Consider the following 19,697-nt stretch of genomic DNA (forward strand, 5'->3'; position numbering starts at 1 on the left):
CACCCGAACGGCCGAATGTTTAACGACGAGCTAGAGAACGAACCGAGCAAGTTAGGCTAAAGGAGTGCAAGCTACTGCCATTGGCTCAACGCGGGAATCGATGCCGAGTTGATCTGGCCGAGAACGCGGCCCGCCACCGCCATTCCGCTCAAGAATGCACCCTCGACTCTTGGTCCGCCACACCAATCGCCACAGGCTCCGATCCTCCGTTGGTCATCGAACAGGCAACGATCGGTAAGTGATTCACTTGGGATGGCGAATCGCCAGCGATGTATGCCCAAATGGATTGGCTCTACCCTCGGCCGCCCTACTGCAGCCCAAAACTCGTCGAACAAACACTGTTTGATCTCGTTGGGAGAATCATCGATATGTGCCTCCGTCCACTCGGCTGCGGCATGCACGACCCATGTCTCGCGATTGCGATCGCTATTACGCCGAGCCTTGCTGTTGTTGCGGGCGATCCATGAGATTGGTGAGTGTTGCACGAACGCACCGTCAAAACCGAGATCCAAAGATTGCTCAAACGCCACCATCATCGCCCAGCAACCATTCATCTTGACTTCGCTGGCACGTTCCCTGAGTTCTGACGCTTCCGGCAAGAGAGCCGCAGCCTGGTGAGACGGCACGGCAACCACCACTACATCGAATCGACCCAGCTCCGCTGCATCATTGCTGGCCAGCATCCATTTGTCGCCGGAACGCTTCGGCGGCGCGACTTGTGTTTCCAGTTGAACGTTCAAATCAGCTGCAATGTGCTTCCCAATGGAGTTCATGCCGGGAACGGCTACGTAGCGAGTGTCACCGGACTTCTCGGCTTTGACGACTCCCTGTTCGACAACAACGATGCGACCATCCCAGGGCTCAACAAGCCCGTCATCCATCCACGACTGGACGTAACGCTTGAAGCGTGTGTCACGGGCGGTGAAGTACTGCGCACCATGATCGAAACTCAGACTGTCATCGACTCGTCGTGTAGACATACGGCCAGCGACACCGCGGCTCTTCTCGAAAACGGTGACGTCGCAACCGTGATCAGCGAGAGTTCGGCCGCACATCAAACCAGAGATCCCCGCGCCGATGACGGCAACCTTTGGGGGCGGATCCCACAAGGGTCTTGTGACCTTGCGTCGATAGGCGATGGGGTCGAGCCGGTTGGCATGCTGCTGCGTCGAGCGAGTTCTGACCGTTCCGAAAACTGGCTGCGCGGGTGTAAACGCACGATCGAACTGACCGAGACACCACAGAATTCCACCGTAAGAAGCCGGATCACGGCCATCCAACGCGTAGCGATGATTCAAATCGATCATGCGGGAAAGTGCCTGCTTCGCGTCCGACGTCCAATTCAAGATCGCCTTGCCCCAAGTCATCCGAACGTTGTTGTGCAGTTCACCATGAATCAGCAACGATCGCTGCGCAGAATCCCAAATGGAGTCACCAGTGTGCCCGCGAGACATCGTTTCCCACGACAGCAAATCTCGAGCATCCGTCTCATGCTCTGCGAGAGTCTCGCGAGCCCAACCGGGAATCGCTGAAATGCGGCCGTGGTCTCGTTGATAGTGGCAAAACGCGTAAGCGAGTTCTCGCCAGATCAGCAACTCATCCAAGTACTTCTCCGCCCCGCTGGACTCTTCGGCCGCCGCGTCCCGGGCGATTCTCATCGGGGCGACCATGCCGAAGTGAAGGTAGGGCGACATTCGACTGACGCCATCGATGAGCGCGTCATTGCGTTGACGGTCGTAGGTTAATAACCCATTGTCTTTGAAGCTCTGCCAACGCTGGTAGCCGGCGACCGAACCGCCAATCGTATGCGGTACGGGACCAATCGAGTGATCGATTTCACATTGGTTTACGATGCTCGCGATGTCGACATCCTGCAAATCGACCGCTTCGAGGGGTAGGTCAATTGACGAATTAAAACCAGTTCGCAGATCTGAATCGTTCGGGCCTAAAGAAACACGCTCGGCGTAAAGCGTCTTCGTTGCATTTCGGAATTCGAATGCTCGCTCATAACTCCTTCCGACCAACCGCATGGGCACGATGCATGCCGTATCGACCGCGAACACTGCACATTGAAGAACTCGGCTCAGCCCGACTGTCCAACTCCGCAGCCTTTCGGTTGGCATGTCTTCGGTAACCACAACCGCTGCCCGCTGTGCAAGCGACTTCAGGTGCGGACCGCGATGTCCATTCCGCTCAATGTGCAGCGCATAGGCAATCGATTTTTTTGCAAACGCCATCTGAACATCTCTGGCACCTTGCAGGATGAACGTGTGGTGCCGGTCCGAAGCAAACGGGTAGCGTTCCGACAAGCCGTGGTAAACCAGCAGGGGCAATCCCAATTGGTTTGCAAATTCAATCGCCACATTGAGCGCCGGATTCTCCTCCGTGCGAATTGCAGTCCGCATCCAATAAAGGACAAATTCGCCCTCGGAAGTTAAGTGCTTGTCACCGAGCAATCGCGTTCTTTCCGCCAGTGCAGCGGGTAGCGATTCCTGTAGCTCATCAATCTGGATCATGTTCTTGCGTGGGTGTCAGTCGACGGTGGATCAATTCTCAAATCGCAAAGAAACGTTTCGGCATTCTTCAAATGCTGCTCTCGCTTGTCGGCATCCATTTTCTTGGCGATGCTGCACATCATGGCCCATCTGGGGTTCTTGCCAAGTTCATCGACATGGTTCCAAATCCATCGCCAATACAATCCGTCCCATATTTCACACCATGGTTCCTGCTTGTAGTGACTCATCTTGCGGACGTAGGCGGAACCGGAAAAGTAAGGTTTCGTGGTGATCGAGCCACCATCGGCGTGCTGGCTCATCGCGTAAACATTCGGAACCATCACCCAGTCATAGCTGTCAATGAACATCTCCATGAACCAGCGATAGATGTCGTCAGGGTCGAATTCGCAAAGGAACATAAATCCCCCCAGCACCATCAGACGTTCGATGTGATGGCAGTAGCCCGTGTCGAGAATCCGCTGGATTGTGTCGTCGATCGGCGCAATTCCCGTCGTACCGTCGTAGAAGCTGCTGGGTATGGCCCGGTGATGCCCCCAATGATTCGTGGTTCGCATCGGTACCCCGAGATCCTCGTAGGTTGCCCGCATGAACTCGCGCCAACCGATGATCTGCCGCAGAAAGCCCTCCAGCGAATTGAGCGGTACATCATGTTTGGCCGCGTGCTTTAAAGTCGCTTTCAGAACCTCGTCAGGCGTCAGTAACCCGATATTCATGGCGGGTGTCAGAACGCTGTGCCATAGCCATGACTCGCCCTCGACGATGGCATCCTCGTAGTCTCCGAATGGAGTCAGGCGTTTGGACAAAAAGTGCTTGAGCCAGCGCTGAGCGTCGTGGCGCGAGGTGGGGTAAATGAGTTGATCGAGGTTACCGGGATGATCGGGGAAGCGTTGCTCAACATATTCCTTCGCCTCGATGTCAACCGAATCTCGCTTGAGTTCCAAATTCTTGGGGATGGATGACAGAAGTTTCTTGGGCACTTTCTTTCGGTTGTCTTCGTCGTAGCTCCACTGCCCGCCAACGGGATCGTCACCTTCCATCAAGACATCAAGTCGTTGCCGCTGCCATTTGTAAAAATCCGCCATGAACCAACGCTTCTTGCCAGCCCGATACTCCTGATTCTGTTCCGGCGAATTGAGGAACCCCGGATTCGGAATAATCTTGCAATCGAGGCCGAGTTTCTTGCAAGCTGTCTGTAGCCGTTTCCCGAGGATGAAATCAGTGGGATCGATGACGGCAAGCGTCTCTCCTGTTCGCTCCTTCGCCTGGATCGCCTTCTTCAATTGATCGGCTAACGAAGGATGCTTAGGGTCGAAATCGACGTACTGAGTTTCGTGTTCCTGCTCGCAGAGAATCGATTCGTAACGCTTCATCGTGGCACGATGTAGCCAAAGCTTTTGCTTGTGGAATTTCATCGGATACCGCTGGTCGCCAAAGAACAGCGAGTCTTCCAGTAAGATCACGCGAGATGGGCGAAGCATCAGGCCGGGATGTTCGGCGAACAACTGGTTGGGAAGAACAAGAAGAATCAACTTTCGTCCCTTGCAGGCATGGGAATATCTGCGGCACCTTGGCTGGCGATCATCTTTATCCCTCGCTGATCGAATGTTTTAACTTGCGTGTCGATGTCAGTGTCAATGTTGGTCAAGGCGCCTATCAGGTCAGACGGATTTCGCGATTGTCCGAGTCATCCTAGCGAGCAGGCTCAGTAAACCACTGGAGGGTTTGACGGCTGCTGTCTGGAACTGAACGGTCGGCCCAACATAGATCTCACCGGGGTGAAGATCCAACCGAGGTGAACCCGATGCCGTCGCCCTAGAAAACATCGCTGGCGGAGCGTTGGCCTGCTTGAATCGCGAGCAGCCAAAGGCCCCCAATGCCATCTACTTTGTTAGCGCTCGCGGCGCGAGCCGTCCGGTGGCAGCGCGAAAAACGTTCAATTTAGGCCGGGCGGCTCGCGCCGCACCGCTACAAAACCACCCGGTTAGTGCCAAAGTAGATGGCATTGAGCTAAAGCTCCTAATGTATGCACGATACATATAGACAAAACGTTCATTCTGGCTGTTGAGGCTACATAGCGAATGCGTTACGCATGTATACTATCAAGATCGTTGAAGTCTTCGAGTAAGCCGAAAACAGTCAAAATAATTGGAATATAAGTCAGAATGACGGTTGCGTCCCCGTGTTTCCCTCGGTAAACCATATGAACGTTTAGTGCGTTCAAAACGTTCACAAGGGGATTGAGAAATGATTGCTATCAAAGACCGAGTGCAGACTTCGAAGTCAAAAACCGCTGCCAATACAACTGCCATAGCTCCCAAATGGATGTTCTCCGCAGAGCTTTTGGCAGTAGCAACCGATGTCGAACATCAGCTTCCCAATCGACTGCAGTTAACTATGGCCGAACTCAAGCGAGAAACAAAGCAGCTTCTCTCGCAGCCCATTGAGTTCATTTCAAACGAGCGTTTTCACGAATCGACTTTTGGGATCGAGACGTTTGACGAATTGCTCAATCTGCAAAAAGCAGATTCGAAGGAGGGAGTGTCGCGGGTTCGTAAGGCCGGCTCCGACCTTCCGGCTCATCTTGGCCACCTGTGCGAAGCACCGTTACTCACCCCGGAACAAGAACGGCAGTTGTTCTGCCGAATGAATTTCCTGCGTTACCAGGCGTCGCTTCAGCAGAGCATGCTTAATCTGCAACGTCCATCGCGAGCCCGTTTAGAGTTGATCGATCGATTGCTGGCCATGGCAAATTGGCACCGTGATCGAATTGTCGAGGCGAACTTACGTCTCGTCTTTAGCATTGTGAAGAAGTTTGTGAATGGAACAAATACTTTTGATGATCTGTTGAGTGATGGCATCTTGGGAATGTTCCGAGCGGTAGACAAATTTGACTTCGACCGCGGATTTCGATTTAGCACTTACGCCACGCAAGTCATTCGTCGCAACTCTTACCGAGCAGTGATAGCGACTCAAGAAGACCAACAGAGAGCTATCAGCGGTTTACAGGACATGGACGTTGAATTTACCGACGAAGGTCGAATGTCGGCATTTAGTGAGAATCGCTGGCATCTGCTTCGGAGTCGTTTGGCTGGAATGCTGAACGCGCTTGATCGACGAGAGAAATTCATTATTCGTGCGCGATTCGCTTTAGGTTCGCACCGCAAGGTCAAGACGTTGCAAGCGATCGCAAACCGATTGGGTGTCTCCAAGGAGCGAGTGCGTCAGTTGGAGACGCGTGCAACGCAGAGGCTGATTGAAATGGCTGACTTGGAATCCGATGAAGCATAGAGTCTCTAACACTCGGGACACCTCTTTCCGCGTTCATGTGGGCTGTTTTCTTTAGTGACGCTTGCATCTCTTTTCTCCTTCGCGAGACTCGCGTTAAGTGTTGGCTGGCCGTTCGTTGTTTGATCCATTTATTACGCCACAACGCTGTGCTTTTTTCTTTTCAAAATTTCACGCAAGTGAATTCATTCCACACTTGCCAATTTGATGATTGGCACTTTAATCCCATGTCGCTCGTTTGCAGGTTCGGCGAGAAAAAGCAAAACATCCTCAGGAAAATGGAATACGTAACAATGAAAACTAAACTGGAAACCCGATCGCGTCGAATGGGAATGGTCGTTGTCTTGTCACTCGTCGCCACACTAGTCATCGCTGCAACGGCTGTGTCAGCCGAGCCGGTAAAGAAGGACATCGTTGATACGGCAGTCGAAGCGGGGGCATTTCAGACTCTTGCGGCGGCACTCGAAGCCGCCGACCTCGTTGGAGCTTTGAAAGGAGACGGGCCGTTCACCGTACTGGCACCAAGCGACGAGGCATTCTCGAAATTGCCCTCTGGCACAGTGGAAACGTTGCTGAAGCCGGAAAACAAGCAACAGCTGATTGACATCCTGACTTACCATGTTGTCTCGGGCAACATCCCCGCAAAGCAGATCGTCAAGCTAAGCGGTGCGACAACTCTGAATGGTCAGCGAGTCGACATTCAATTCGCGGACGCCAGGGTTAAGGTTGATTCTGCCAACGTCGTGAAAACGGACATCCAGTGCAGCAATGGAGTCATCCACGTAATTGATCAGGTTATCTTGCCTGCAGCCGATAACATTCCCGCGACCGCAGAGAAGGCTGGGTCATTTAAGACGTTGCTTGCTGCGGCCAAAGCGGCTGGGCTCGTCGATGCGTTATCTGCCGATGGACCTTTAACCGTCTTTGCTCCAACGGACGAAGCTTTTGCAAAGTTGCCCGAGGGGACCATCAGCTCATTGCTCAAACCTGAGAACATGGAAAAGTTGGCTTCGATCTTGAAGTATCACGTTGTCTCCGGCCGAGTCTACTCCGACGGCGCCCTCTCCGCTGGTGAGGCCAAGACGCTCGAAGGTGCTTTGCTGCGAATTGCGGTCATCGATGGAGTCGCCAAAGTCAACGATGCCAATTTGCTGAAAACGGATATCGACTCTAGCAACGGTGTCATCCACGTAATCGATACGGTGCTTCTTCCGCAGCAGAATAAGCAGAGCGCGATTCATCCTCGGCGTATGATCGAATCGGCGATCGAACGTGGAGCACCGATGTACAACAGCGGTCATGTAGGCCAATGTGCATCTGTGTATATGACAACCGTCAGTGATCTGCTTGCCAATAATGGTGACACGATGAGTTCGAGCACACGCCACACATTGCAGACCGCATTAATGAGTGCTCAGCATTCAAGTTGCTCCGATACACAAGCTTGGACGCTTCGCCATGCTTTGGATCATGCATACAACAGCATGGCATCCGTGCGCTGAGCCAATTCGCTTTTCTTGCAGATCGCTGGTCACCAACCTATCGATGACCGATGCAGTCTATGAAGTCGTCGAGCAAAAGACGGAGCTATTGCTGAGTGGTCGTGTGATGGCAATCTAACATGACGGACCGGAGCGTTCCTGTTCGCTTATCCAAGCTCGGTCTTGTCAGCAACCTTACCAAGCAACCGGAAGGGCGCGAGAAGACTGTTTTTCAATGGAGTTCCACTGCCGGTGGCTTCACACAACAGGAGGGTCGTGTCGTCTCTTTCGAGGCTGCGAGGGTCAATCTCACCAATCCGTCGAACCAGCGCCGGTATAAGATCAGCAGGATTACTGACAGCCAATTCCGAAACCAGACGCAAGACTCCGTCGCAACCAAGTTGCTGTCCGTCAGCATCCTCCGATTCGCTCACCGCGTCGCTGTAACTAAGGACCATGTCACCGGTCCCGAGACGAATGTCCTGCTGGAAATATGCGGCTTGATCGCAAACGCCCCATGGAATATCCGCGATGACATCTGCCCGTTCCTGCCTGTCCGAAAGTTCGCTCCAGTCGCTAGAAGCCTTTCGGAACAGCAACGGGGGAGGATGCCCCGCATTGCAGAGTGAGTAGGTTCGCGTCGGAGCAAAAAAGGTGCTCACGAGCGCCGTTGCAAACTCACCATCTTTGTTTAACTCTGCAAATTGTTCATTCATCCCTGAGACAAAACGAGATTGGCTGATGTAATTGACATTGCGTCGCATTAGATCGCGAAGGCCAATTGCAATCTTGGAAACAGCTTCACCGTGACCGCTGACATCTGCCAACAGCATGCGGGAAATTCGACCCGAAGCGCACGAAGACAGATAGTAAACGTCACCGCCGGATACAGATCCTGGGTAAGGTCTCGAGTAGGCCCATATGCGGAGCCCTGGGGCTTCGATGTTGCGATCAGTGGCCCGATTACCACCCCACACCTCCATGCACTGCATTCGTTCGGAGCTGACGGAGCTCAATGGATACTCGAGATTCGTGATTGGGATTTGAATGTGGTGCTAAACAGCATCGGAAAACCTAAACAGCATCGGAAGAGGTCGTGCGGTAACATACCAGCGTGTTTGAAGGGCGGATGCTCTTAAAGCAGAGCGTTCTCCGTGACTGTTCTTTCGTCGGAATACACTCGCTCACGATGACATTGTAGCGGACTGGCGAGCCCAAATGGCCAAAACCGCGTCAAGTTCTGCGCTGTCGATTGGGGTTATGGATTCCATGGAGATGGAAATAACTTCGTCATTCGAGTTTTGTTACAAATCACGTGGAGGAAGTGTTTTCTCTGTAGTGGACGAGGCTACGAGTCCTGTCGTGCCACTAAGTCGCTGGGACTCGTAGCCTCATCCACTACCTCCAAAGCTGGCGGTCGACCTACGCCCATTCCAGTGAAGCTCTAGCGGAACGGCCCAAACGCCACCGGAGGGTTCATGTCATTCGGGAAACATTTTGAAATGGCAAAGTTATTTTCGAACGTTTGCTAAGTGAAGGCGAGCAAAACGCTTGTCGTCTTTCTATGATGACTTGACAAGTTCAAAACAAGTGAGGCGAGTGTGCAGTTTAGTACTCCAAAACGAAAAAAGTGCCTGGAAGTCTCGGGTGGTCGCCATAGCTACCAGGCGAGCTACGAAATGCCCGGATTGGCTATGCAAATCTACAGCCGCCAGTGCGACCACTGCATCGAGGGTGGCGGTGAAGTTCACTACATTTCCTCGTGTGCTAGCGGTCGCATCACGCGGATGATGCTCGCTGATATCTGCGGTTCGGGAGACGTCTTCCGACGCCTTTCGTGCAAGATGCGAGATGGGCTGATTCGGAGTATCAATTCGATTTGGCAAAATAAAGTCGTTGATGATCTGAGCAAACAGTTTCGCGAATTCGCCAAACAAGGTGGTTGTGGAACGGCGTCCGTCGCAACCTACTTCGCTCCGACACGAAGCTTTGTTATGTGTAATATTGGGAATCCGCCACCGCTAGTGTTCCGCGCTCGAGAGCGAAAGTGGGAGGTCATCCACGGTGAAACTCAAGGCACAGCGCAGAATAACGAGGATGTCGATGGCGTGTATAGCGAAGATGAGTACAGGCATATTAGTACCAAACTCGAGGTCGACGATACGATCATCCTGTATGGAAATGGATTTGCGCGATCCGCGTTTCCCGCCGGCGGTGTTGTCGGCCACAACCGGTTGATGGAGGCGTTGCAGGATGCGCCACACACGCAACCCGATTTTCGACTTGCCCACTTGATCGGCTTGATTCAGGGAAACGGTGCTCCGGAGGAAGACAACACCATCATGGTATGCCGCGTCACCAACGCCCGGGTTCGTCTGCGAGACAACCTGCTCGCTCCGTTGCGGCTATTCAAAAGACCTACCGATCTAACTGCGTTGAGCTAAGAAAGCCACGTGCCCGCACAACTCATGTCCCGCAGTTTGACGCTCGCGGCGAACTGCTTCGGGCGTGCCGTGACTGTCCCGTTCGTCGGGCACCTATTGCCATGGGTGGCTGGGTGCAACGATCCGAACATGAATGGCGACGTCTTCATTAACTGCGAAAACTGGCGATTGCACCCGGGAGATCGAATGTACTAAGAATTAGGCCGGCACTTCCCGTGAGGAGGTATTGTTCGGACTCTGCTGAGTCGAGTGATGGCGTTTTCCCTTTACCGTTTATTAAGTCAAAGAAAGAGCGGCCGAGCCAGGTTGGAGCATACTGATATTTTTGCCAGTAACTGGCTTGGCTGCTCAGCAGGTGATTGCCGGAAAGTACTATCTGCGGACAACGGAGGCATGGGGAGCTAAAGCAATCCGAAGGCTCAAACACAAAGGACGCAAAAATTCTCTCGAAGCATTACCGAAGCTGAAAAAATGGGAAAAACTCGCGTCGGATGCTTGCTTATAGTGCCAGATACTCGCAAAAGCTCACTGGGAAGCAATTTGTGACGATTCTCTCTCTTCCCAAACTGCACTGCAGAGGTATCAGACAGTCCTGGAGAACAGCCAATCAAACAGCTCCGTGTCGTACGGGCACACAGGATGTCTCCGTTTCTAACGCAGTGATGTTGGCGAGGGAAACGCTCAAGCCAACTTCTATGCCGGTGGCTGGTCAACCTCAGACCATTGGTGAAATGTCTTGGCGGCGTGAGCAAAGAAGATAATAGGCCAAAACGCGATGAGTACGATTGGAAAAGTGACTATCTGCAAAAGATCGGCTGAAATCGCTGAGCACAAAATGTTTCGTTCAAATAGCGAGGTAAAATTGCGTGAGGTATCGCCGACGTCACTTGCGATGCTCAATTGATTCGTCTTAACGGCTTCAATGGAAAAACAGTTTTTCATCTGATGAACCTTTTGCAGGGGGAGGGATTCAGAGAAACGAATGGATGACGCGTTACCATCCGAACCTGCGTCGGAACCTTCGGGAACGGTGCTGTGCGTACCAGGCTCGCTTTGCTTGATTGGCACAATGACGACGTTTTCGTTTTCCATCTGGCATTTTCGATTCCTCTGAAAAGTGACATTGACCTTTGCTGTAAAAAGATACCGTAGCAAAGAAAAAACGGACAAGAAAAGTGAACTTTTCTCGTCCGTTTGTCGGCGGCGTTTTGGAAGGAATAAGTTCCTACAGGCTTATCCAATCCATTGTCGATTCCAAGCTTGAGTCAATTGACTGAAACGGCATTCGCTCCGGCATTTTTAGTTCCCTTTCCACCGTCACTTGTATCGGATCCGCTTGATTTCCGACTTCGCTCGCTGTTTTTAAGCGACGTGAATTCTGTTCAAGTTGCGTCGACATCGCTTCCCGAGTGAAGTCACTTTCAATTTCCTTACGATTTGTGATTGGTAGCTGTGGAATCGCCTCACCCTGCGGAACGTTCGATCTTTTTCCCACCTGGAAATTCAACTGATTGATAATTCCTAATGCATCCGCTGCGGTAACGACACCATTCCAATCAATATCGAGCCGGAAACTCTTGATGTCCAGACGACTGGACCGCAACGCAGTCTTTATATTTGCGAGAGGTATACTCGCCTGTAATTCGTTCAGAACAATCAGAGCGTCGAGTGCTGTCGTTACGCCGTCCGCGTTAACGTCATACCGGTCTACTGGATTCGTCCGAATCCATGGATCCAGTACACGAATCGTAGCATCATCTTTTGTGAAAATTCTTCCGACATTTTGATTTTGTTCTTTATCTTCCAATGCTTCGACACGAATAAATGTCCAGTCGCCGTCATGCAAAATTACATCGTCAACGTCGGCCTTAATGGTGATGGACTTGCCGCCAATGCTAGCCGCGTCAAATCGGATTGTGTTCTTACCAAAGCCCACAGTATTGATGATCTTTAAGTCGACGAGCGACCTTTGCTCTCTTCCAAGCAACGAGATCTCTTCGTTATCTTTCGTTGGTGAGATCGTCTCCGGAGTAGATGGGCGAATGATAAAATCTTGATTCACTGCATTGCTATCGGACCCTCCGGTGACCGATACGCGGCGAGATCCGTTGCTAAGTTCATTCTTAAATAGGAAAATAGTCTCTTTGGTATTGCCGTCCGTGATTTTTGGAATGGTGACAATGTCAAATGTTCCGTTGGGCTGTTCCGCCGGTGTCTCATCAAATTTACCCAACGTAATCGGCATTCGCTTAGCAGCTTTTAAAGGTGCTGTGCCAAGGTTATCGAGCGGTTCAAATCGAACGACGTCGCCTATCGTGCGGTTGCTGATATTACGAAAAATAGAGATTTCGCCGTCTTGCAAGCTACTGACGACGATGTCGAGATCGTTGTCGTTGTCCATATCCGCAACAGAGAGATCCGAGATTCCGGTCGCGATGCCAGCGATTTCACTCTGTGCCTTTAGCTTTCCCGTTTCGTCAGCAACCAAAATTGAAATCGAATTGGATCCTGCATTCGCGATGGCAATGTCGATTCGATTGTCTCCGTTGAGGTCAGCCGCAACGGATTCACGAGGATGCGAGCCGACAGGAAAAGTCATTGAGTCGAGGGCAAATGAGCCTGTACCGTCACCCGCGAGAACCACAAGCCGCCCTCGCGATATCGCTCCCGTCGCCCCTTCTTGAGTGACCGCGAGATCGATGAAATCATCACCATTGAAGTCGCCGCTCACAATAGAGTAAGACTGGCGACCACCCAAAAGCACTTTTGGACCCGTAGTGAACTGGCCTTTTCCATCATTGATCAATACATTGATCGACGCATCGGTTGGATTCAGTCCTGCGTCTTGATTGACGACCGCCAAGTCAAGATAGCTATCCGTAGTGCTGTTGAAGTGACCTGCAACAATGTCAATGGGTTCATTACCCACCGTGATTGCGGAAGATGAGCCAAAGGATTTTGTTAGAGGGTTAAAATTTAGAAGGATCAGGACACCGTTGCTGTTGTAGGCTGTCGTTGCGATGTCCAGTCGCGGGTTGTCATCAAAATTGCCGACGATGAGAGAAGTCGGACCGTTTCCTAGGCTTTTCAGCGGTATATCAATCTGGTCTTCCTTCTTCTCCGAGAATCCACCATTTTGATCGTTGAGTCGAATGCTCAGATTGTTTGAGTCAAAGTGTGCGATAACGACGTCGAGATAGCCATCTTGGTTGAAGTCGCCCGGGACAACCGTCTGGGCATTTCCAGTGGGTTGCAAATCGCTGTACACCAATGATCGTGTACTCTCGAATGTGTTTCCAAGGGGAGTGGCCTGTTCTTGGTTTGTTCCAAGTTCAACCGAGACGGAAACGATCCCAGAACCGACATTCTCAAATACATATCTTCCCGATCCATCGGTCTTCACCTGCAGTTCATCCGGATCTCGAACGCCACGGTTTGACTGGTCAAGATAGACGGTTATATCGGGGTATACGGGCTCTCCCTCGTCATACGCACCATTTCCATTGGTGTCGTCATACAATCGACCGTTAATCTCCGATTGAATTGCAGATTGTCCGGTCGATTGCGACCTAATTAGTTGGAAGTTCCGCAAGTTAATGTTTTCGCCAGCAGGCAAGTAGACCGTCCAAACAAAGTCGTCATCAGCGCTGGGGACGACTTGGCCAAGCCCCGTTGGCGTGACGATTCCAATCGAGTAAACGCGGTTTGATTCCGCCGAAATAAACGAGTAAGTTCCATCTGTGGCCGTGGTTGTTAGCGGTTCTTTGTTGTCGAACCTTCCATTGTCGTTGAGATCGAGGAATACGGTCACGCCTGCAACGGCTTCACCGTCATCGTAAGTGTTGTTGGCGATGAAATCTTCGTAGACTCGCCCCCGGATATTGCCTGGTTTCGGCAGAATCCCGAAGTCAGCTTTCGTAATGAAATCGCCCTCAGAGAGTCGAAATTGATGGGCAAATTGAGGAGGGCTATTCTCCGACATCAAGAATGGATTGGGGACCACGAATGCGTCTCGCGTATCGTTGACATCTCCACGAACAAGCGTCGACGAGTCAGAATCAAATGCAATGAAAGCGCCGTTCGCGCTGATCGAGGGCGATCCACTCGCATTGTCGCTACGAGGCAGATTGGGGTTATTGCTAAGAAGTTGGTTTTTTCCGCTCTTGCGGTCGTAGATATAGACGTCGTAATTCGTGCTTGTGTCCTCTGGCGACAAATTCGCGCTATACGATGAAAATACAATAAATCGCCCATCCGAGCTAACCACTGGCTGGTCGCTAAAAGCACCCACAGGCTTCCCTTCAATGTCCCGGCTAACCAATTCGAGTTCATTATTTTGCACATCAAATCGAATTGATTCTCGCGAAGTGATTTGATCGGGTACGTCCAAATCCGAAGCGGAAGATTCAAAAACCACGAAATCACCCGTTTCACTTATCGATGCAGTGCGGCTTCGCCCGGTCGCGGGACCACCTTGCTTACTGCGGCTCAGCAGCCTCAACTCTCCCGACTGGACGTCGAAAAGATAGACATTCTCGCTAATCGTTGATTCGGGGTTTGTAATATCAGCTCGATCGGATGATGTGAATACGATGAACTTTCCGTTCGCACTGATCGACGCGTTTTCGTTGAAGTTGTTCCCAGAGATTAGCGGGTCGGGTTTGCTCACGAGTGTGGTATTGCCACCGTCGTGCATGTCACGAAGGTAGACATTCATGACGGTGTTTTCTCCTTCATCGCCCGTCAGTCGAGCGGTCGAATGAAAAACAACAAAGCGTCCATCGGTGGTCAGACTCGGTCGATAGCTGTCCCCTGTTTTTTGAGTCTCGTCACTCGTGACACTCACAATCGACGTTTTTCCGGTGACCCGGTCATGTAGGAATACATCCGAACCATTGCTATTTGTGTCAGCGTTAGAACCATCTGGGTTCTTGACCAAGTTTTTCGATTGAGATTCGAACGCGACGAAACGACCATCACCACCGATCACCGGATAGAAGCTTCCGTTGTCCTGAGCCGCGCTGGCGGTAATTCGATCGATGGTGTTGTTCAGCCGGTCCTCGACATAAATGGCAAACTGAGTATCGGGGGTATTGGCGGCTGACAAATCTTGCCGGGATGAGAATGCAATGAAGCGACCGTCCGCACTTAGCGATGGTGTTATGCCTTTCTGTTGGATCTTTTGCAGTGGTATCTCAGTTTGTGAAAAACCGCTGGTGAGCTTAACTCGAATGGATACACTGTTTGCCAGTTTGTCACTAAAAAACGTGTAGTTACCATCCTCTCGTTCCAAAGTTGTCGGATCATCTTTCAAGGTTTGCTGGAACGGCTCCTGCAAATCCCATTTCCCATCGTTATTCTGGTCGATATAGACCATCACATCGGATTGACCAAACTCGTTGGCGTCGCGGTAACCATTCGCATTGGTGTCCAGAAATACCGTGCCGGTGATTGTATACCCGCTTGCTTCGACGGCACCGATGTCAGGGTTGACACGTTGGCGACCGAGTTGATCGGTGACTTGATCACCGGAAGCATTGTTGATCGCTGTACTACCAATCTTCAGCAAATGCACGGGTGTGATGCCCGACAACTGCGTCAACGGCGAAATGAAATCTGCAACATTTGCGGCTTCGTTGTCACTGCCGTTGGAACTCGTGGGTTTTGTTTTGAAAAGATTGTCGCCTAGCGATTTCGCGCCGCTTGCAAGCGATTCAAACGACTCGGGTCCCAAGGCAAACAGAATCGAATTTTGAACTTCTACCTCGCCTAACAGTATCGCGGCGCCCGTATTGCCGACCATGGTTGTGTGCGACATCGAAACGAGTGCGCCAGACTCAACAGGAAGTTCCTCTCGCTGGTAGTCGTAGCTATCCTGCGAAACTCTCTTAAGTCGAACGATTTTCCATGGATCAGAACTTGAAATAGGGCGCAGCGTATAAACCACCACGTCGCCATTGTCGCTAATGACAGGCGATTCAGCATGGTACTTGGTACTTTCAGCGGTTGTGAATGTATTGATGCGAACGGTTTGATTGTTACTAAGATCCCGTAGGAAAATATCAGATCTGTCATTCAAATCTCCTGCAACAATCCCGCCGTCCCGCGTGTCGAACACGATGTAGCGACCATCGGAACTGATTGCGGAATGAAACGAAGAGCTTCCGGCGTCGAAGTCGCTATTCGACTTCAGATTCACGCGTGTCAAAGCTTCTAAATCTTTGTCGAACAAAAAGACATTCGGCACTCGAGTTAATTCGCTGCCAGTGTCCGTCAAGTTAGTTGCGTACGAGTTAAATGCAATTTTCTTGCCATCGGCACTGATGCTCAATGAAAAACTGGCATTGTTCGCGATGTCACCATTGACTCCGGTTGTCGCTCGTATTGTTTTCCCGGTATTTCGATCAAACACAAAAACTTGATCTGCACCGTCCCCACCAGCAAACGCGAAGTTCCTGGACGTCGAAAGGTAGGCAACTGTATTTCCATCGGCACTAATGACTGGGCTTAGGCTTCGGCCATTTCCGGGGTCACCGTCGTCGGTAGCGCTGACTAGTTGCAGTTGTTTCGTCGCTCGGTCAAACAGAAAAATGTCTGGCCTAGCATTTTTATCGGCGGCAATAAGGTTGTTGGCATCGGATTGAAAAACGACGTATCGACCATCGGCACTTATCGAAGGGCTTGAACTGTTGAAGTTCCCGGTCACTCCTGCAGCGGTAACACTGACTAACTCTGTGATACCGAGGTCACGATCGTAGACGTAGATGTCACGGGTATTTTTGTTTTTGTCTCTGGAATCCAGCTGTGCATCGGTGTCAAAGGCGATGAAACGTCCATTTTGACTGACCGAGGTTTTTTGCGAGTTTCGTATGGGGCCGTACAAATCGATCGCCGAGGGGGCGGCCGGATCGCTATCAAACAACACGACTCTGTTGCCTGGTTTATTGATCGAAATCGTCGGCATGGCAATCACCGAGCCATCACCACTGATAGCAGGACTGACAAATTGCATCGTACGATCGATGGTTCCGCTAGGACGATTGACAACTGCGCCTCCATCGGCAGCTTGGTTGAGCGAAAGGGTCGAGTTCAGAATATCGATCTGACCGCTGGCGATGGCGGCCACAGCACCACCAAAATCGGTTGCGGTATTTGAGTCGAGGGTCGATCCTGAAATTTCGCCCGTGGAAAAATTTGCAAAGTAAACGCCACCCCCTGCATCCGATCGGTTGTCCGTTAATCGTGAATCGCGGATGGTCGCGGTTCCACCCCAGATCGCAACTCCTCCACCACCCACGTTTGCATTGACTCCGATAGCTTCATTGCCCCGAACGATCACTTGGTCCAAAGTCAAGTTGCCAGCCGAAAGAATTCCGCCGCCGCTCTCATCATTGGGGGCCACACCTCCGGTCACTGTTAACCGCTGTAGCGTCAGCGATGCGTTCTCATGAACTTTGATTGCGCGGTCGATTCCATTCGCGTCGATGACGACGGTATTGGCGGAATCGCCGACCAGTGTGATCTTACCAAGAATATCGAGATCGCCACTGGAGTTGTCAGTCCAAACGTGATCTGACGATAGAGACGTCCCACCCGAAAAGAGTCCTGGATCAGTAAACTCGATCGGTTTTGTCAAATCACTTTGAAGGCTCAAGGCATAGGTACCCGAAGCGAGAATGATCGTGGTGGGCTGGTCACCTCTCGCGTTTGCTTGTTCGATTGCATCACGTAGCGAGCCTACCCCAATCGTGTCGGCAAACGAGGTGACGTAGATCACATCAGGAGCATCCACTTTAGCATTGATCGAACCGATTTCCTCGGAACGCACCGATTTACCATTGGTTGTCTTTATTTTTTCACTTACTACGGAGAAAACGTAGTCGCCAAAATCGAGGGGATCCCAATCTCCGCCTGGAGGCGTAAATTCATACGTTGCTTTAATATCCCCGGCTCGACGTGGATCTGCGACAAACCGAAGAAAACGGGTTTCGATGACTTCACTTGAACCCCAAGAGCGTTTGATTTCGATGTCGTCGTTTCCAAGCGTCGTTGTATCGATTGGAACATTGTTTCCGCTACCGCGTTGATAAACGACATCAAACTCGTAGCGAGTTCCGCCCGACTCCGAAATGTTACCCGTTTGCGTCTCGAACCGTGCCGACGGCATGAAAACGTCGGCTTTGAGAGCGCCGATGGCAGAAAGCACCCCACCCTTTGCGACGTAATTCTCCAAACCGTCCACTTTCTCAACGTGATCAAGAATTGCACTGCGTAATTCCTTCGCCGTCGGGTTGGGGATCAATGACGCAAGTAGTGCGGCGGTGCCTGAAACAAACGGGGTCGAAAAACTTGTTCCATTGAGAGTCGCATAACTATTGTTGGGGAACGTGCTGCGGATTCCAATCCCTGGGGCTAGAAGGTCAGCGGATGTGACACCATAGTTTGAAAACGGCGCGATTTGTTTTCCAAATCCAGCCGCCCCCACAGCTATCACGTTGGATGATGCGTAGCTGGCGGGATAAAACGCAGTGAGGTCGTTATTCACTCCTTCCCCAAAGACATTGCCGTTACCGGTCGCGGCAACAAACAAAATTCCAGCGTCGCCGCTGTCGGAAATTGCTGTCTCCACCGACGCCTCGTAGCCGCCGGGCTGGCCCCACGAATTGTTCAACACACGAACATTAGCACCCTGCACGACACGGCCTTCCGCATCGGTTTGGTAACGTTCTCGCATCATAGAGGCGTAATTGATGGCTCGAATTGCCGAACCACTATCGCCTTGGTTGCTGTTATTAAGAATCCGCAACGACATCAGAGATGTTTGCCAGTTCACCCCTACTCCACCAATATCGTTACTGCCAATCGCTCCAATGACCCCAGCAACATGCGTTCCATGGCCAAGAGAGTCGGCAGGATTGTTTTTCGCGAAGTCATTTGTTTGATCTGTTCGGAAGTTGACTCCAAAGAAGTCATCCGCAAAACCGTTGCCGTCAGTATCGCGGCCATCAGCCCAATTTGGGTCACGAATCAAATCGTCAGCGTCGATGCGATTGTTGCCATTTAAATCACGAACGAAACCAGCATTCGGCCCTATCGCATAGTTACCTCCGACTAACTCATAGCGTCCTGTGTCTGATCGTGTGAAATTGTTTAAGTCATAAAACGTAATCAGTCCATCGCCATCGATATCAACCAGCCGATCCCCCAAGTCATCAAGGTACTGCGGCGGCAATTCACCTTGATTAAGCCAAATGTTCAAATAGAGATCTTCGTGAGTTGGATCGATACCCGAGTCGATGACTCCTACCACCGTCGTCGAACTGCCGCGAGATAGATCCCATGCCTCGGATGATCGAATTGCATTAAGACCGTTCAGAAGTTCTCCCACAAAGTCAGAATCATTCGGCGTTGTGGCCTGTCCACTGACAACGGTGTTCAGACTAAAAGTCTTAACGTTGGGATTGTCGGTTAGAGAAGCCTCGATCGAGGCCTTCGAATCTCCTTGAACACGTGCGATCAATAGCCCCGGAGCACCCAAGCCGGTGGCGATGGTCGCATCCACGCCGACCGCATCGAGCAGTTGGTCGGCTTTGTCAAGTGTTTGAATTTGTTCGGTCGCGTTTTCTTGAAGCTGAATAATCCATTCACCGCGGGCCAGTTCTCGCGGACCGACCAAATTGGGATACTCGGTAACATCGACCTGCGATAACTTGTTGACTTCGATTCGCGGGACGTCGTCAAAACTGGCAAACCAATTGAGCATCTCGGCAGCCAGGAGCATCCGTTTTTCGAGAGCTTCGAATCGAAGCGTTTTGCGAACACGGCTCGATCTTTTCGATCGTGTTTTTAACGGTGCGTTTGAGTAACGAGTGGAAGACGCAGTCTTGATGTTAGCTGTACCAGAAAACATAGCTGTTTCACGCTAAAATTCAGAGGAAGAAATGCCCAGCAAGAGCAAGCAAAATCGGCTC

8 protein-coding genes are annotated in these 19,697 nt (G+C 51.4%); 3 read left to right on the forward strand and 5 right to left on the reverse strand.

Annotated elements, in window-relative coordinates; translation table 11 throughout:
• Positions 1-71 precede the first annotated feature (71 nt).
• Complete coding sequence (locus SH528x_RS00345) at positions 72-2,516, reverse strand: FAD-dependent oxidoreductase (protein WP_442508544.1); 2,445 nt, start codon at positions 2,514-2,516, stop codon at positions 72-74.
• A complete protein-coding gene (locus SH528x_RS00350; RefSeq protein ID WP_442508545.1) occupies positions 2,513-4,045 on the reverse strand; it encodes a cryptochrome/photolyase family protein in 1,533 nt (510 codons plus the stop codon). The genes SH528x_RS00345 and SH528x_RS00350 overlap by 4 nt, the downstream gene beginning before the upstream one ends.
• A gap of 715 nt (positions 4,046-4,760) precedes the next feature.
• Between SH528x_RS00350 and SH528x_RS00355 the strand changes: the two genes are divergently transcribed.
• Together SH528x_RS00355 and SH528x_RS00360 are read left to right on the forward strand one after the other, a co-directional pair.
• Positions 4,761-5,804, forward strand: coding sequence for a sigma-70 family RNA polymerase sigma factor (locus SH528x_RS00355; RefSeq protein ID WP_442508546.1), 1,044 nt, complete (start codon positions 4,761-4,763; stop codon positions 5,802-5,804).
• Between the two features lie 290 nt (positions 5,805-6,094).
• Positions 6,095-7,303: a fasciclin domain-containing protein gene (locus SH528x_RS00360; protein WP_442508547.1), complete on the forward strand. Its 1,209-nt coding sequence runs from the start codon at positions 6,095-6,097 to the stop codon at positions 7,301-7,303.
• A 146-nt stretch (positions 7,304-7,449) separates the two neighbouring features.
• Here SH528x_RS00360 and SH528x_RS00365 read toward each other — a convergent pair whose 3' ends face one another.
• Positions 7,450-8,115: a PP2C family protein-serine/threonine phosphatase gene (locus SH528x_RS00365; RefSeq protein WP_442508548.1), complete on the reverse strand. Its 666-nt coding sequence runs from the start codon at positions 8,113-8,115 to the stop codon at positions 7,450-7,452.
• A gap of 846 nt (positions 8,116-8,961) precedes the next feature.
• Here SH528x_RS00365 and SH528x_RS00370 point away from each other — a divergent pair.
• The gene (locus tag SH528x_RS00370) at positions 8,962-9,726 is read left to right on the forward strand and encodes a SpoIIE family protein phosphatase (RefSeq protein WP_442508549.1); all 765 of its coding nucleotides are present in this window, start codon (positions 8,962-8,964) and stop codon (positions 9,724-9,726) included.
• Positions 9,727-10,419: 693 nt separating this feature from the next.
• On the opposite strand, the gene SH528x_RS00375 is transcribed toward SH528x_RS00370, so the two are convergent.
• The gene (locus SH528x_RS00375; RefSeq protein WP_442508550.1) at positions 10,420-10,818 is read right to left on the reverse strand and encodes a hypothetical protein; all 399 of its coding nucleotides are present in this window, start codon (positions 10,816-10,818) and stop codon (positions 10,420-10,422) included.
• Between the two features lie 133 nt (positions 10,819-10,951).
• A complete protein-coding gene (locus tag SH528x_RS00380; RefSeq protein WP_442508552.1) occupies positions 10,952-19,507 on the reverse strand; it encodes a S8 family serine peptidase in 8,556 nt (2,851 codons plus the stop codon).
• Positions 19,508-19,697 lie beyond the last annotated feature (190 nt).

This window comes from Novipirellula methanifontis (assembly GCF_052161655.1).
In the GTDB taxonomy this organism is placed as follows: domain Bacteria; phylum Planctomycetota; class Planctomycetia; order Pirellulales; family Pirellulaceae; genus Novipirellula.

What these genes read in the sequence shown, in the direction of transcription:
- SH528x_RS00345 (WP_442508544.1), bottom strand. Translation starts at nt 2,516, where the DNA reads ATGATCCAGATTGATGAGCTACAGGAATCGCTACCCGCTGCACTGGCG.
- SH528x_RS00355 (WP_442508546.1), top strand. Translation starts at nt 4,761, where the DNA reads ATGATTGCTATCAAAGACCGAGTGCAGACTTCGAAGTCAAAAACCGCT.
- SH528x_RS00360 (WP_442508547.1), top strand. Translation starts at nt 6,095, where the DNA reads ATGAAAACTAAACTGGAAACCCGATCGCGTCGAATGGGAATGGTCGTT.
- SH528x_RS00365 (WP_442508548.1), bottom strand. Translation starts at nt 8,115, where the DNA reads ATGCTGTTGGCAGATGTCAGCGGTCACGGTGAAGCTGTTTCCAAGATT.
- SH528x_RS00370 (WP_442508549.1), top strand. Translation starts at nt 8,962, where the DNA reads ATGCCCGGATTGGCTATGCAAATCTACAGCCGCCAGTGCGACCACTGC.
- SH528x_RS00375 (WP_442508550.1), bottom strand. Translation starts at nt 10,818, where the DNA reads ATGGAAAACGAAAACGTCGTCATTGTGCCAATCAAGCAAAGCGAGCCT.
- SH528x_RS00380 (WP_442508552.1), bottom strand. Translation starts at nt 19,507, where the DNA reads ATGCTCCTGGCTGCCGAGATGCTCAATTGGTTTGCCAGTTTTGACGAC.